The following is a 16,156-nucleotide window of genomic DNA, read 5'->3' on the forward strand; positions in this document are numbered from 1 at the left end:
ATTGATAATTGATGGATGGTATTTTACGAATATTAGATGCGGTTGAATAGCTTTTTATTCAACCCTTATGATTGATTGACCTGATCCCAAGCCATCCCAAACATATCTGAGACGAGCGCTTTACCAACAGGCGCATAAGGTAATAGCTCAGGTGCCAGTACGGATGTCTGCCACTGCGGCATTTGTACCAATAGTGGCGCACTAATGCTAAGAATCACCAACACCATCAGCACATTTTTAGCAGCACCTAATAGGCCACCTGCCATCTTATCAAGTACACCCAAACGTAAAGTTTTTAAGACACCTGAAAAGACAAAGGCAACCAAGTGCATGATAGCCAATATCGCAATCACTACCAATAAAAAAGCAGCAGCCATCTGTAAGACAGGGTTCTGGATGATACTCGATAACTGCGGTGCTATGGAAGCGGCCAATCGACTTGCTGCAATAAGAGCGATAAACCAACCGACCAAACCAACTGCCGTCTTAATCAGACCCACTTGAAAGCCGCGCCATAAGCCTATTAGCACCACAACAGCAATCACAATGTCTAAACCACTCATGTATACCGCCTCGTTACTTTATATCTTTTGTATCAGGTGTTGAATTAAGTATTAGATAACAAGCCTTCATACTTTTAATGTAACCCATATAGCTTAAATTAATTTTCCATCGCGTCGTAATAACCACCGATAGACTGTATACAAGACTGTACAAGCCCAGGCCCTTTATAAATAAGCCCTGAATAAAGCTGAACCATATCTGCGCCCGCTTCGATTTTCTTGACGGCTTTAGCGCCACTATCGATACCGCCGACCCCAATCAATGCCACTTTACCATCCAGCTGATCAGAGAATTGTTGTAAAATCTGCGTACTAATGTGGCTGACCGGACGACCTGATAAACCGCCTGCTTGATCGCCATCGGGCAAATCTTCAACGCCTACGCGGCTCAACGTGGTATTGGTCGCAATCAAACCATCAATCTCGAAATCCAGCAGTTGCTGAGAGATATAATCTACCTGAATTGGATCTAAATCAGGCGCGACTTTAAGAACCAATGGCACATAAAAACCGTATTCTGTTGCCAATTGACTGTGGCGGTTTTTGATCGCATCTAACAAATGAGTTAATGCTTCTCCGCTTTGCAGGTCACGTAAATTTGCGGTATTTGGCGAAGAGATATTGACAGTGATGTAGGAAGCATGTGGGTAAATACGCTCTAAGCAGTAAACATAGTCATCAGCCGCTTTTTCAACTGGCGTTGCAGCGTTTTTACCGATATTAATGCCGATATTGCCTTTGTATTTACAGCGCTGCACATTTTCAATGAGGTAGTCGACACCTTCATTGTTAAAACCCATACGGTTAATAATGGCGTCTGCTTGTTTGAGTCTAAATAAACGCGGTCTATCATTACCGGCTTGCGGCTTTGGCGTGACTGTACCTACTTCGATAAAGCCAAAACCAAGCTCAGCTAAGGCGTCAATATAATCGCCGTTTTTATCCAGTCCGGCTGCAAGACCAACAGGATTAGAGAACTGCAAGCCCATGCAATCAGTTGGCTGCATAGATTGACCATAAACCAAACCTAAAACACGCGCTTTATGAGCTTTATCCAATAAAGATAAGGTCATTTCATGCGCGTGCTCAGGGTCCATATTAAACAAAAAAGGGCGAAGTAAGGCATAAGACATAGTAACGACAGACCCTGCTTGAAAGTGAAAATGAATAAAGAAAACCAATGTGCTCAAGCGCAGCGATTATATCAGCTTAGTCGAAATAAGACCAAAGTTTCATCAGCCAATTTTACTATAAAGAATATATAGTGAATTCAGTATTAAAACGGTACAGCGGGACTGGAATAAATTTTACGCACCCTCTGTCGGCGTAGGCACAGCACGCCAGAAAAATTTATTCCAGTCCCGCGTTGCAATATAGCGTATCTATTTTATTTGGAATCGACTATAAATAGCTACTCTCTACAATAAGATGTAGCTCAATTATTAAGGGACAGGTCGACCATCCGCTAGAGCAATCCAGCCTCGCACGATACGGTATAAATGCCAAATAAAGGCAACACCCATAATAATAAAACCAATGCTTGCTAGTAATACCGAGCCGACAGCGATATTACCGCTATCCGCCATCATACTAACGCCAAAACTACCAAGAGCAAAAGTAATGATGCCAATGCCAACGATAAACCACACAATACTGTACCAAAATGTTTTAATTTGCCAGTCAAAGTGCGTGGCAAGCCATGTGCCATCAGCATCACGACGTTTGGCATAATTCATAAAGATAGGCACAATCCACAGCAAACCGGCAGTAAAATAACTGAGTACATATAATAAATACGTAATGTGGTTATACGTTACTAAAGAGCGGCTTTGTTTATTGTTCATATTATCACTCATCGGATTATTTATATGATCACCTGTCATGGCATACATAGCATATAGTGCTGATTATAAAACCCTACACATAAATGAGGCATGAATTTTAAAGTGAAACATTTGTTATAGCTATTTTATAGTGTCTAAGAAGTACTTTTTCAATAAGGTCTGCTGTATAAATGGGTTTGTTAGCATAAAAGCTATTGGCTACTTCTGAGTAAACTTTATCCCAATGCTCCTAGCCCCTTACCCCTTGCCCCTTTATAATGAGGTCACGGTAGCCTGAACCTGAATCGCTTTAGTGAGTAAATCTTGCTGCATAGACAACTGAGTGAATTGCCAGCCTTGTTGTTCAAGCTTACCAAGGGCAGCACTCACCACTGCTTGACTCGGATTGTTAAAGCTTAGTTGTACCGTATCACCATTAGCAATCACTTGCGCATCTACAATACCTGAGTTAGTTAGCAGCGCGTTGACACTACTAGCAGCAGGTATCAGCTCTGCACCATCAGCAGTATTGGCAGCCGCTAACGCATTACTATCGATATTACCTGCTTGAGCACGCAACCAAAAATAATCAGCAACCTGCTCTTGGTACTCGCTTTTGCTATGATTGGCTGCCTGATGAATACTATAACCGCCATAACCGCCAATAAACAGTAGTAAAAAAGCAGACAATAATAGCAAAGCCAACTGGTCACGAGAAGACAATGCTTGCCAGCGTACAAATAGCAGGTTTTGATAGCTTGTCATTCGCGCTGATAATGCACTTGTCTGCAGCATCGTTGTGCTACGTTTGGTACGGCGCTGTAGTATTTTCATCATTACCCTTTATTGCCGACACTGCTGTTGTTGTCTACGACATTGACCGTTACTTGACCGCTAAACTGCCCTTGCTCATTGCCATTCACTTGCTCTAGTTTTGCCGTTAGACCTTGCGCGACGAGTGTAGCAGTAAACTGATCAAGACTGCCGCGATCAGGAGCAATCAACGTAAAGCTAAGTGCCGAAGACTGCATAACCAATGCTTGCGCCTTTAATGACGACTGTTTAATCAAAGGGGATATACGCGAAAGCACTGCCATGTGTGACGCTGGTGCTTGGCTATCGCTGCGCAATTTTGGTTGTAGTTGAACTTGTAGTTTGGTACGCGTACTGAGTGGCTCATTTGGAAACCAAGACTGATATTGTGTCGCAATCTCAGTCTTAGTCGCAGTTGTTGCCTCATTATATTGATACCACTGCACCGCATCGGTCGCCATCTGTAATACCAGTGCCGATAACGCCACCATCAGCGCCACACGAAGATAAGGTGACAACTGCGAATCCGTTGACTTAACAAAAAAGTTCAGCGCATGACGCTCTGCGTTATCAAGTGGTTTTGGCGTCGTCACTAGTGTGATTAACAACAGTTGATGCTCAGCTATCATGTCAGCTGTAATCGCGGTAAAGCTGCCTGCTGCTATAGAGTTTTCAATCTCAGTTCGATTAGCAAGCTCATTATCAGTCGTAATGATATCAGTAGCAATAATGTCAGAAACGTAGCCGGTATCGTAAACAGTGTCCTCAATGGCAGGTACTATCAAGACCTCGCTTAAATGCGGAAAACGCTCAAAGATTAGCGGTAAATAGCTGACTGCCATACCTTGATATAAAGATTGGCGAAGCAACACAGTTTCTTTGTCTTGATATAGGGTGATTTGCTGCCCAGCCCCTTCTTCTGGTAGTGGCAATAATAGAAAATCAGGCAATAAAGCAACGATATTCATGCCAGCAAGCTTTGCGCTCTGTTGCCATAATTCGATATCAGTTTGTGCCAGCGCATATAGATGATGGGTGTTATTATGACTCATTTGCCGAATAGCCAATTGCTCAACAGGCGTTAAAGAAGTCTCTTCAAATAAGTACTGCTTGCCACTACTGCCTAACTGCTTAAGCTGAGTGCTGTTTAGCTCCGTATCGACCTGTAACATATGGGTAGATGGAAAATAAAGACAAATGGCTTTTTGGCTATTTGCTTTATAGCGACTATAGATATCCTGTAGCTGCTGCCAACCCTCGACCAACTGCCAGTGTTGATTGTCTTCATGCCAGACCGCTAGTGGACTGTGCTGCGCTCTTAACCAAACATGTAACACCAAATGTGTCCTCAATTATTAAAGCCATAATATATCAAAGCTATCGTTTAGCTAAAATGCAGATGATCTAGGACCATCAACAGCAGCACTATTATTAACCATCAATAATAACTTATATTAATAAGGCTGATCCGGTACAAAGCGGGCAATCTCGCGTGCCATACCTGCCATCACAAAATCCATCTCAAACACACGTGCTTCTGCCAAAGAAAAAGACTCAGGATAGTCATTGGTTAGCAACCCTGCGATATAAGCAACGATAGACATATGACAAACCACCACCAGACACTTAGCTTCAATGTCAGCAATCTCATTCAACGCTTGACGCGCATCGTCAGACGGCGTGAGATTGTCTTGTATGCTCGATGGAACAATAGGCAGTTGTGCCTGGAGTTCTACCAGTGTTTGCTGTGCCCTCGCATAAGGACTGACCAAAAAATAATCGGGATGATAATGCGTAGTGATATATTTTGCGGTCTGCTTTGCTTGCTGCTGACCAAAATCCGTCAGCTGGCGGGCGCTATCGGGACGCGTCTCGTCTTCTGCTTGACCATGGCGCATCAAAATAATTTTCATAAGTTATCAGCCTTTTTTATTGTTGTTATATCGCCAGTGCAAATTATAAGTAACTCTCTTTTAATGACACGCTATTGCTATTGCGCTAACAACTTCTTACTATTTATTACCCTGCTTACTTTTATCCTCTTTTGATTGACTGTTTGCAGTTTGCATTTGCGCGGTCAGCGAAGCATTACTGTGGTCGTGCTCCATGACAAATTCAACATCACTACGAAAGCCTGCTTCCATCAAATGCAGGGCAACACCAAGCGCCGCTTTGTCTTCATAAATGACGGCATATAACGCATGAGTAATAGGCATATAAATGCCTTCTTTAGTGGCTTTTTCATGTACTTGCTGAATGGTATTCACCCCTTCAGCAGTTTGTCCCAATTTTTTGACCGCTGCATCAATCGTCATCCCGCGACCAAGCATATTACCGATACGATAATTACGACTTAACTCCGAGCTACAAGTGGCATACAAATCCCCGACACCTGATAGCCCTAAAAAGGTCAGCGGATTGGCACCGGCATGTACACCAAAGCGACTCATTTCCGCTAAGCCACGGGTCAATATCATGGCTTTGGTATTTTCACCAACCTCGTAAGCAGCTGCCATACCCATAGCAATGGCATAAATATTTTTTAGCGCGCCGCCAAGCTCAACACCGCGGATATCATCACTAGCAAATACTCTAAAGAATGCACTATGTAATGCCGCTTGTACGGCATGACGTAATGGTTCAGATTCACTAGCGATTACCGTAGCAGATGGCATATTTTTCATGATTTCTATAGCAAGATTTGGACCAGACATCACGCCAAAATTTACTTCAGGTAGCTCGTCTTTGATGATGTCACTCATCAGGGAAAAAGTGTCTTTTTCCATCCCTTTGGTCAAAGAAACAATAGACTGCCCACTAATAAAAGGGGCGATACTTTTAAGCGTTTCGCGAAACGCCAATCCCGGTACGGCAATGAAGATAATATCCGTATCTTTGACTGCGGCTTGCAGCTCATGACTGTATTTTAGGCGGTCATCAAGCTTATAGCCTGGCAGGTATTTTTTATTCATTTGCGATTTTGCCATCGCTTTGACCGTACGCTTGTTACGCACCCACAGCGTGGTATCGCAGCCATTGCGTGCCGCTAAGTTTGCCATGGCGGTGCCAAAGCTACCGCCGCCTAATACCACTAAACGCAGCTTGGTCGGATTTTTATGTATCTCTTCCATTTTTTTTGCTACGGCAGATTCTACCACACTTGGATTTAACTTTTTACGTCCAAGACTAGATTTGGTAGCACGCTCAATGATACCAGACAACAATTTATTTTGTTTTTCAGCCATTTTTTGCTCAGCTTGTGTGCTGTCTACGTTGGTATCTGTGCTTTTGTCATTAGCGCTTATCATATGTTTTATCCGAATTGACTGACTTTGTGATAAATTGATTTATGCTGAGTATACAGTGAGCGCAGCAAAATGTATGAACAATTATTTGTACAAATTAACAGTATTTTTTAGGCTACTAGCTCAGCCAAACAGCCATTCTCGTTAAGTCATTACTTAGCTATGCTCTTGGTTGCCCACTATATTATGCAATAAAGACTTTTATTGATCAAAGCGCATCAGTGGTTCAATATCAATCGGCTTACGCGTTGGCATATCACAAGGGCTGCTGCCGGTATAAACAAAAGCCGTGACATAATCATCTGCACTTACATCAAAATATGCTTTAACAGCAGGCTCATTACAGAGTAACCCAGTACGCCACACCGTACTAAAACCTTGTGCCTTTAGCGCTAAGATGAGGTTTTGAACCGCCGCACCCGCACTAAGCATCTGTTCAAAGGGTGGTACTTTTTTATGCGCTTGCATTTGTGTGACGACAGTAATAATAACGGGTGCACGTAATGGCATATTATAAGTTTTTTGCCGATCTTTTTCAGATAGGGTATCGCCTTCTTGTGCTGCTTTGGCTTCAGCTGCCACCAAAAATGCACGACCTAGCTCATGACGAGCATTACCCTGTGTGACGATAAAGCGCCACGGCTGTAGTTTCTTATGATCTGGGGCAGTCACTGCACAATCAATAGCGGCTTTTATCTGGCTCTCTGTCGGTGCAGGGATACTCAGATTACCGATACTGCGCCTCGATTTAATCCAATTGATCAGTTGTTCATCGGTCACTTGTGAGTTGGTTACTATCGGACTTTCGGTATTGTTTGGCTCATCATTATTATGGTTGTGACTCTTTTCAGAGGTACTCATGGTCTATCCTTATTCATTATTATAAGTGTTTAGCGGTTAGGCACATTTGCCCATTATAGGTAATATTATTATAGTTTTATGGGATATAAGTAGAAACAAACCAGCTGCTGCTATATTGTTATAGAGTAGCCAACAGTATTGGACAACAACTGGTTTTTAATATTTAAAGCATTGAATAAAATCTATGCTGCGTCCGAATCTTCAGTACGATGCTCCATTTTCAGATAGTCTTCTGACTGCATCTCAAGCAGGCGCGAACGTGTACGTTCAATCTCGAACGCCAGTTTTTGTCCTTGATATAATTCAAGAATCGGCTGTTGCGCGCGCACCAATAATTTGACACGGCGATCATAAAACTCATCGACTAAATAAATAAAACGTCGTGTGGGATCCCGCAAATCATCATCGAGCGCTGGCACTGCATTGATAAGTACGGTGCTGAACTGCTTAGCGATTTCAATAAAATCAGATGCCGACCGCGGCTCCATGCATAAATGACGGAAGTCGCAGAATAAGATGTCATCGGTACGCGCATTAATCCTGATTTCACGACCATTAACAGTGATAGGCTCATTGCTGAATTTTTGATTGTTAGACAAGCTAGCAAAACGGTTGGCGAGCCAGTGATGATTGGCTTTGGTCATGGGCGACTCGTATAGCTCGGCTTGTTGCAGCACACGCAAGCGATAATCAATACCGGAGTCGATATTCATAACGCTGGTATGCTTCTCAACTTCGGCAATAGCTGGCATAAAGCGATCTCGATGCAAGCCATCTTTATAGAGTCCAGATGGCTCAATATTTGATGTCGCTACCAATGTAATACCGCGATTAAATAGCATGGTGAACAAATCACCCAAAATCATCGCATCAGAGACGTTAGAGACAAAAAACTCATCAAAACAGATAATCACCGCTTCAGCATAGATGATATCAGCGACTTTTTCTAACGGGTCGCTCTCGCCTTGCAGCTTATGTAGCTCTTGATGTACCCGCTGCATAAAATGATGAAAATGTTGACGCATCTTGCGCTCAATGGTCAATGAATCATAAAACATGTCCATCATCCATGTTTTACCACGTCCTACCCCGCCCCACATATACAAACCTTTGGGTGCAACAGGCTTTGCTTTTAAAAAACTAAAAAAGCCTTTTTTCTGTACCGCGTTATCATTGAGCTGATGGTAAAGACCATCCAAGTAACTCATCGCCAAATACTGCTGCTCATCACGAGTAAACTCATCCGTGCTGATGGCTTGCTCATAACGCTGTAAGGGAGATAAACTCATAATACGACTCATCATTAAACAAAATAAATATCAGAATAAAGTATTAATACCGACAATCGCTACTAACTTATGATTTTTACACTGAGATAGTAGCAACTGGTTTATCAGAATGGCTTATCACAACCATTCTTTAGGTTAACACAGCTTAAGGTTGTAAAAATAATCCGTTAACTCTTAACAATACTGATTAGCGCAAAGCTATTTTAGGTAGCTTAAAGAGTATTAAGCGCTCTCTAAATACTATATATCGCCGTTATACGTATGCTGCTCCAAAAGCTTTTTCAGCTCAGACAAACGCCCATGGAAAAAGTGTCCTGCGCCATCAACGATACTGACATCAATCCCCAAGCGCTCAGCAAAATCTTGCATATTGCTTGGGTTGATAACCTCATCCGCATTACCATAAATCTCAAAGGTTTTATCAGCGGGTAAGTCTATATCACTGCTGTCATTTTTTTCGACTGAGGGAGCAATGAGAGCAATCTTAGATATCTCAAAATCATCCAATCCCCATATGTGCGGCGACACCAGCACTTGCTCAGCCACTCGCGCTGTCACATAACCGCCGAATGAAAAACCACCAAGCCATAATTTTCGTGCAGGAGTTTGCTCAGCAATCCATTGTAGCACGGTCAATGCATCAACTACTTCTCCGTCTGCATAATCATGCTCACCTGTTGATTGTCCAACACCGCGAAAGTTAAAACGTACCACGTGCATGCCATTATCACGAGCAAAGCGGTACATGGTCGTCACCACTTTATTATTCATCGTGCCATCGAACAACGGATTGGGATGGCAAAGCAGCGCAACGGTATCCGTATTTGGATCATTAGAATTGTCTTGTTGCCAAAGCGCGTCAACTTCTAACACGCCAGCAGGAGCGGGAATCAATTGCATATAATACTTATTAGTTAAGAATGAATAGCTCAATTATCCTAGATATGGTTTATATTTCAAGTGATTTGCTGTGTATTGCCGCTATCTGTCGAATTTTTACTATTAATCATAGAAAATTGTCAAAAAATATAGCAGACAGATATTGCTTCAGACAGACATTAATTATGATTTTTGGGCAAACTTAGCGCACCTTTATAGCTGTCTATTTCGGTAGGTAATACAAGCGCAATATCGAACACAATAACCGTCTAGACACTCAATATATCAATAGGGTAAATTCATCGTTTGATAAAAGCTTTAACGTATTTGTGTGTCACTTTTAGGTTCATGCTTTCATTTTTACTTTACTGGAATTAGGAAATACTTATGAAGACTTTTAATAAAACGGCTACCTTAGCAGCCACCTTAGTCGCTGCCCTCACTTTGAGTGCCTGTCAGACCACGCCTTCATCGCCGGTTATTCAACGTGCCAACTCTATTTATGAAACAACTGGTATTGCCAAGACCAAGATAAAAGCTCAGCAAAACGCACTAGATAGTGCTAAGACTACTTGCCGAGGCAAACAGGTGATTATCGTTGAGGATCAAGTGAAATATAATGGCATCTTAAATGAGAGTACAGGGCGTATGATTGGTCAAGCGAGTGCCGTGCTCGGTACCATCCTTGGCACAGGCTCACCAAATTTATCACGTGATGATGACTATGAGTATATGATCAGTTTCCGCTGTCAGTAAGTCATGTCATAAAGCTGCAGTTATATATGTAGTGTATTAGCGATAACTTAGAGCCAATAAGCTTGCGATAAAGATACAATATCAATCGCTGCTTGTTGGCTTTGCTTTTTGTGTAGAGGCTTTTAGGTTAAACTACCCTATCTTATCTTTTACGTCACCTAACCCGTCTCTAAGCCCTCACTATCTTTGGTCTATTATTATGCGCAAACCCAACCTGTCAAATACCAAGCACACTAAAGTATTAGCGCCTGCCAAAGATTTAGCGACCTTGGAGGCGGAGTTGGCGGAACAAGAAAACAGTCTAGAAGGTAACTTAGAAGATACTGTCCTGCGCCTTAGTGATTACTTATCAGCGGTCGATATGGTGATCAAGCAAACTTTTAATCACCGTGTTTGGGTCAAAGCTGAGATACGAAATTTATCCAGTAAAGGTGGGCATTATTATTTTGAATTGGCAGAAAAAGATGACGACGGCAAAGTCATTGCCAGCTGCCGTGGCAATCTATGGCGCTTTAAAGCGGCGCGGGTTTTAGCCAAGTTTGAGCGCGCAACGGGTATGCCACTTGACCGTGATTTGACGGTTTTATTAAAGGTATCGGCAGGTTTCCATGCGCAATACGGCTTCTCTCTCACCATTGAAGACATTGACCCAAGCTATACGTTAGGCGATTTAGCGCGTCAATATGCTGAGATGGTTGACCGCTTGGCAGGTGAAGGATTATTAAACCTGAATCAGCAGTTGCCAACTCCGTTTGATATCGAGCATGTGTTGGTCATCGCTCCTGAAAAAGCCGCAGGGCTAGGCGATTTTCAAGCGGACGCCAATAGACTCGCTAGTACAGGCGCTTGTCATTTCCATTATCATAACGCCACTTTTCAAGGCAATCATGCCCCAGCGGAGATTCGTCAAGCAATCATCAGTGCTCAGCAGCAATTTGAAAATACTTATCAGCGCCTACCAGATTTATTAGTAATTATCCGTGGTGGTGGCGCTGTCGGTGACTTGGCTTATCTTAACGATTATGAGCTTGCCGCTTTGGTTGCTGAGCAACCTATCCCTGTTTGGGTTGGGATTGGTCATGAGCGTGACAAAGTTATCTTAGATGAAGTGGCTCATACTAGCTTTGATACGCCATCAAAAGTCATTGCGGCTATCATGGCCCATTTAGCACAGCTGGTCACTCAGACACTGCAATATCAAATGCAGATCAAACAAGCTGCTCAGCGTCAATTAAATACAGCTGAACAACAAACTGCGCGCCAATTGAGCCAAATACAATCGCAAACCATTGGTCAATTAACGGCACTACAAAAAGACAGTGCTTATGCGTGGCGTAGTATCCAACAAAGTGCACATCGTCAAGTGAAACAAGCTGCCAGACAAGCAAGCCAGCTGCATATACAGACTCAAGCCTCTGCTTATCAACAACTTTCACTCGCCTCTACTTATAGTAAAAATCATCAGAAAATTATTATGCAAAGTGCTCAGCAGCAGTTAATACAAGCGCAGCGTGATAGCGCACATCTGCGTGATATTGTACTCTTGCATCGACCGTCACGCGTACTTAAGCAGGGCTATAGCATGCTGACTGATGAACAGGACCAACGAATACTGACCAGTAGCAACCAACTTTACCCGGAGCAGACCATTCATATCGTCCTAAAAGACGGTAAAGCAAAAGCACAAATCATTGACATTAAAATGGATAAGAAGCCCACAGAATTTACAGAAGCTTCAACTTAACCCCATAATAATATTTCACGATTATTTATTACTTTTACTTTAGATATTAGGAAACCTTATGACTACCCCTACTCGCAAACGCAAAAAAGCCGCCCCAAAAACTTTTAAGGCGGCCTACGATATCTTAAAAACCAATGCTGCTGAATTGCAGCAACAAGATGAGCCTGATATTGATAATCTCATGACCACTGTTGAAGAATCAATTGCCGCTTATCGCATTTGCGAGACTCGTATCAACGCAGTACAACAAGCTTTAGATGCCGCATTTTCTGAAGAAAACAAAACGGTTGCAAGCGAGAGCTAAACAGCCGTTTTGTCGTGCCTAAATGGCTTTTAATGAAAGCTATTCAGGCTCGTCAACTTCAAACACTTGGCGCAGATAGGCAAGATAGGTATCATTATTGATCATTGTCTTGCCTGGACTATCAGACAGTTTAGCCACTGGCTGACCGTTGCATTCAACCAATTTCAGAACAATATTCAATGGCGTGATGCCCATATCGTTGGTGAGATTGGTGCCAATACCAAAGCTGGTTTTGATTTGACCTTTAAAATACTGATGCAAATCCCACGCCTTATTCAGATCTAAGCCATCACTAAAAGTTAACACTTTGGTTCTTGGATCTATTTTTAGCTTTTGATAATGAGCAATCGCCTTATCACCCCAAAGATACGGGTCGCCGCTATCATGACGCAAACCATCAAAGAGCTTGGCAAAATACAAGTCAAAATCGCGTAAGAACGCATCCATGCCAACGACGTCAGTCAGCGCAATACCCAAATCACCGCGATACTCGTGTACCCAAGCTTCAAGCGCCGCTTTTTGCGAATCACGCAAACGCACATCCAGTGCCTGAAATGCCTGCATAAACTCATGCGCCATGGTACCAATGGGCGTCATGCCAAGCTTTTTTGCCAAATAAACGTTGGACGTGCCGCCCACTATATTTGGCTCAGCTTTGTGCAAAGTCTCAACCACATGAGCTTGCCAGTCTTTATTAAACCGTCTACGTGTACCAAAATCAGCAACGATAAAAGGAGGAATATCACGGCTATTGCCTGCTTGTTCGGCAGCATAACGATGTAACAACTCCACTTTCTTCTCTAAGCGGCGCTGCCCTTCTTCAAGCACACTTGCATCCGTTAATACTTTAAAATATAGCTCATTGACAATGGCTAGTACGAATACTTCGAAGAACATCGCCTGAATCATCGGACCTTCGATATCGATAAATAGACGACCTTTGTCGTCGGTAGTCACCGTGATAAAACGACGTTTTAATTTAAACAATTCCAAGTAATCAACGAAGTCTGAACGCATAAAGCGTAAGCCACGTAAGTATTCTAGTTCATCTTCTAAAAATCGCAATTCACATAAGCTGTCTAGTTGCTGCTCTAATTGCTCTTTAATATCAGCAAGTGGATAAGCCGCATCTTTATTATTACGGCAGCGAAAGCGGTAGACACCATGGGTTTGAGGAAACTGATGTAGCATGGCTTGTAGCATAGTAAATTTGTACAAGTCGTTATCAAGTAACGAGGTAATAATAGGCTCAAAAGTAGTAGAAGTATGGGTAACGGTCATGTTACAGCCTTAAATACAAAAATGAAAAATCGCTAAACGAAGCAAGCGATAAATAGGTGGACATAACGATATAGTAAATGAAAAGTAATATCGACACATTATGTACTGCTGATATCAATTTTTCTTGCTTGCTGTGCCTACGCAGACAGAGGCTGCAAAAAATTTGTACCAGCAGTACCGTAGCGTTTCTAGAGTATTTTGACTATATATATTACTGATAGAACAATCATAAGCGTTTGAGTATAACGAACTTTAGATTATTTTTCAGAGTTCACTATGGATTGCAGCAAAATTACTACGATTCATAGCAGTATTCATCACATTATTAGCTGCCTATCACCTATAAAAAAGACGCTAAGAATATTCTTAACGTCTTTTTATAAAATTATTAAACCATGTTATTTACTAAGATTTCGCAGGTTTAACCAACTTCACCAGTGGCGCATAGCCTGACTGAGGCATCACATTAACTGGGATAAATTGCAATGCACCGCCATTGATGCAATAACGCAGACCGCCACGGTCTTTTGGACCATCAGGGAACACATGACCCAGATGCGAATCCGCTACTCGTGAACGAATCTCAGTACGTACCATGTTAAATGCCATATCGTCATGTTGCGTAATCACTTGCTTATCAATTGGCTTGGTAAAACTTGGCCAACCACAGCCTGAGGCATATTTATCGGTTGATAAGAATAAAGGCTCACCGCTGACCACATCGACATAGACACCGGGTGCAAACAAGTTATCATATTCATGACTGAACGCCCGCTCGGTGCCTGCATCTTAAGTGATATCATATTGTGCTTTGGTCAAAGTGTTTTTTAGCGCGCCTTTATCAAACCCAGCATAACGCTTAGGATCTAACGTCTCAGCGACAGTAGTGACTGGTGAAAGCTTAGTACGTGCCGTGTCTTCAGGCTTGTCATCAGCAAGGCTTAAATCCACATGACAATAGCCATTCGGATTTTTCGCTAGATAATCTTGATGATACATCTCAGCTAAGTAAAAGTTGTCCAATATTTTGTTTTCAACGACTATCTTTTGCTTATATTGACTTTGCACACGCTTGATTGCAGCATCAACTACTGCTTTATCTGCTTTGTCGGTGTAATAAACCCCTGAACGATACTGTACGCCGCGATCATTACCTTGCTTGTTTAAACTGGTTGGATCAACCACGCGGAAATAATACTTTAAAATCGTATCCAGATCCGTTTTATCAGCATCATAGGTGACTTTGACTGCTTCGGCATGCCCTGAACCACGGATTACTTGCTCATAGCTTGGGTTGACTGTGTCGCCATTGGCATAGCCTGACACAGCATCTACGACACCAGCGACTCGCTCCATATAGGCTTCTACGCCCCAGAAACAGCCACCTGCTAGGTAGATTGAGCGGGTGTTAATCGCCTTACCTTTGTCATTATAATAAACGCCATCTTTTTGCTTAATAGTCTCAATTTTACTGTTGTTATCTAATGTTTGGACATTTGCAGGCTTAGCACTACCAGCTTTGAGTTCAGCAAAATCATTATTCGCATTTTCAGCAAGGGCGTAGGCTTGCTCTGCTGACATATTACCTTTGACCAAATGCACCAAATTACCGTTTTTATCGAGTATTGCCCAGCTTGGATAAACCTGTACGCCAAGCGTATTAATCAGCTCACCTGAGGCATCAATCAATACAGGAAGCTTAGGGTAATCGGCTTGCACGCCAGCATACCAAGTGCTGAATTCGCCATCGGCTTTTTCATTCAGATGACCGGGACTTGCCACAGTGACGACATTTAAACCAGAAAATTTAGGATCCGTGCGCCATTCTTCAGTTTCTGCTAGCGTCCCTAAGCATAATGGGCACCAGCTCGCCCAAAACTTAACCAAGGTGGGTTTATTAGGGTCAATCACAGCAGCGCCATTTTTACCCAAACCTTTAGTCAACTGCGGTAATGCTTGCATTGTTTTGAGCATATCAGATGGCAACATATCACGTGAGCTTTTCACGCCACTATTTTGCTTGCTCGTGCTACTACTGACGTTATTCTCTGCACTACTCATCTGTCCACACGCTACCAATATGCCTGCACTCAAGACCGTCGTGACGCCAAACGCACTGATATTCTTTAACCAACGTGACGCAGCCTGCGGTGAGGCTATCGCAGAATTATTAGCGTTCTTATTTTCATGACTATTAGTGTTATGATTATTCGCATCATGATGGTTTTTCTTATGTGGCATGAGATATCCTTTTGACGAAGTCTTACGACTATAAGCTACATGCTGTAGGGCAGCTTATGGTCTTCTTGCGCTATTAGTTAAAGTAAATGAGTAAAGGTTTTGGAGCGATAAACATACTGTAAAAGGGTGAGTCAGGCTTAGTAAAAGCTATAAGACAAAATATAAATAGAGTGTGAGGCTAGAGTTGAAACCTAATGCTGTATCTGTAGTGGCTTTAGCTTAGATAAAGATATGACATGCTTTAAGTATGACTTCCATATTAGAGTATCTTAATAGTATATACTGATAATGGAGTTT

14 protein-coding genes and 1 pseudogene are annotated in these 16,156 nt (G+C 42.4%); 3 read left to right on the forward strand and 12 right to left on the reverse strand.

Annotated elements, in window-relative coordinates:
- Positions 1–65: 65 nt before the first annotated feature.
- The 10 genes from JMX89_RS02720 to JMX89_RS02765 all read right to left on the reverse strand — a co-directional run bounded on the left by JMX89_RS02720 (position 66) and on the right by JMX89_RS02765 (position 9,554).
- Complete coding sequence (locus JMX89_RS02720; RefSeq protein WP_133104187.1) at positions 66–563, reverse strand: CvpA family protein; 498 nt, start codon at positions 561–563, stop codon at positions 66–68.
- A gap of 98 nt (positions 564–661) precedes the next feature.
- Positions 662–1,696: a quinone-dependent dihydroorotate dehydrogenase gene (locus tag JMX89_RS02725; protein ID WP_201531314.1), complete on the reverse strand. Its 1,035-nt coding sequence runs from the start codon at positions 1,694–1,696 to the stop codon at positions 662–664.
- Positions 1,697–2,005: 309 nt separating this feature from the next.
- Positions 2,006–2,407 (reverse strand): DUF4870 family protein, encoded by a 402-nt coding sequence (locus JMX89_RS02730; RefSeq protein WP_227500764.1) that lies wholly within the window; start codon positions 2,405–2,407, stop codon positions 2,006–2,008.
- Positions 2,408–2,659: 252 nt separating this feature from the next.
- Positions 2,660–3,220: a type II secretion system protein GspM gene (gene gspM / locus JMX89_RS02735; protein ID WP_201531313.1), complete on the reverse strand. Its 561-nt coding sequence runs from the start codon at positions 3,218–3,220 to the stop codon at positions 2,660–2,662.
- A 2-nt stretch (positions 3,221–3,222) separates the two neighbouring features.
- Positions 3,223–4,536: a type II secretion system protein GspL gene (gene gspL, locus JMX89_RS02740; RefSeq protein WP_201531312.1), complete on the reverse strand. Its 1,314-nt coding sequence runs from the start codon at positions 4,534–4,536 to the stop codon at positions 3,223–3,225.
- 117 nt (positions 4,537–4,653) lie between these two features.
- Entirely contained in the window at positions 4,654–5,112 is a 459-nt protein-coding gene (gene sixA, locus JMX89_RS02745; RefSeq protein ID WP_201531311.1) for a phosphohistidine phosphatase SixA, read from the reverse strand.
- A gap of 99 nt (positions 5,113–5,211) precedes the next feature.
- Entirely contained in the window at positions 5,212–6,507 is a 1,296-nt protein-coding gene (locus tag JMX89_RS02750) for an NAD(P)H-dependent glycerol-3-phosphate dehydrogenase (RefSeq protein WP_201531310.1), read from the reverse strand.
- A 198-nt stretch (positions 6,508–6,705) separates the two neighbouring features.
- Positions 6,706–7,365 (reverse strand): nitroreductase, encoded by a 660-nt coding sequence (locus JMX89_RS02755; protein WP_201531309.1) that lies wholly within the window; start codon positions 7,363–7,365, stop codon positions 6,706–6,708.
- Between the two features lie 182 nt (positions 7,366–7,547).
- Positions 7,548–8,654, reverse strand: coding sequence for a cell division protein ZapE (gene zapE / locus JMX89_RS02760; protein WP_020443299.1), 1,107 nt, complete (start codon positions 8,652–8,654; stop codon positions 7,548–7,550).
- A 240-nt stretch (positions 8,655–8,894) separates the two neighbouring features.
- Positions 8,895–9,554, reverse strand: a complete 660-nt coding sequence (locus tag JMX89_RS02765) for an alpha/beta hydrolase (protein ID WP_201550784.1) — start codon at positions 9,552–9,554, stop codon at positions 8,895–8,897.
- A 366-nt stretch (positions 9,555–9,920) separates the two neighbouring features.
- Here JMX89_RS02765 and JMX89_RS02770 point away from each other — a divergent pair, with 366 nt between their 5' ends.
- The 3 genes from JMX89_RS02770 (at position 9,921) to xseB (ending at position 12,337) form a co-directional block, all read left to right on the forward strand.
- The gene (locus tag JMX89_RS02770; RefSeq protein WP_011513429.1) at positions 9,921–10,289 is read left to right on the forward strand and encodes a hypothetical protein; all 369 of its coding nucleotides are present in this window, start codon (positions 9,921–9,923) and stop codon (positions 10,287–10,289) included.
- 199 nt (positions 10,290–10,488) lie between these two features.
- Complete coding sequence (gene xseA, locus JMX89_RS02775; RefSeq protein WP_201550790.1) at positions 10,489–12,033, forward strand: exodeoxyribonuclease VII large subunit; 1,545 nt, start codon at positions 10,489–10,491, stop codon at positions 12,031–12,033.
- Positions 12,034–12,091: 58 nt separating this feature from the next.
- Entirely contained in the window at positions 12,092–12,337 is a 246-nt protein-coding gene (gene xseB / locus JMX89_RS02780) for an exodeoxyribonuclease VII small subunit (protein WP_201531307.1), read from the forward strand.
- 39 nt (positions 12,338–12,376) lie between these two features.
- Here the strand turns inward: xseB and pncB are convergent, their stop codons facing one another.
- Complete coding sequence (gene pncB / locus JMX89_RS02785; RefSeq protein WP_149492704.1) at positions 12,377–13,618, reverse strand: nicotinate phosphoribosyltransferase; 1,242 nt, start codon at positions 13,616–13,618, stop codon at positions 12,377–12,379.
- A 405-nt stretch (positions 13,619–14,023) separates the two neighbouring features.
- Positions 14,024–15,859 (reverse strand): annotated as a pseudogene (gene msrAB / locus JMX89_RS02790) (bifunctional peptide-methionine (S)-S-oxide reductase MsrA/peptide-methionine (R)-S-oxide reductase MsrB).
- Positions 15,860–16,156 lie beyond the last annotated feature (297 nt).

The organism is Psychrobacter sp. DD43, from assembly GCF_904846555.1.
Classification (GTDB): domain Bacteria; phylum Pseudomonadota; class Gammaproteobacteria; order Pseudomonadales; family Moraxellaceae; genus Psychrobacter; species Psychrobacter cryohalolentis.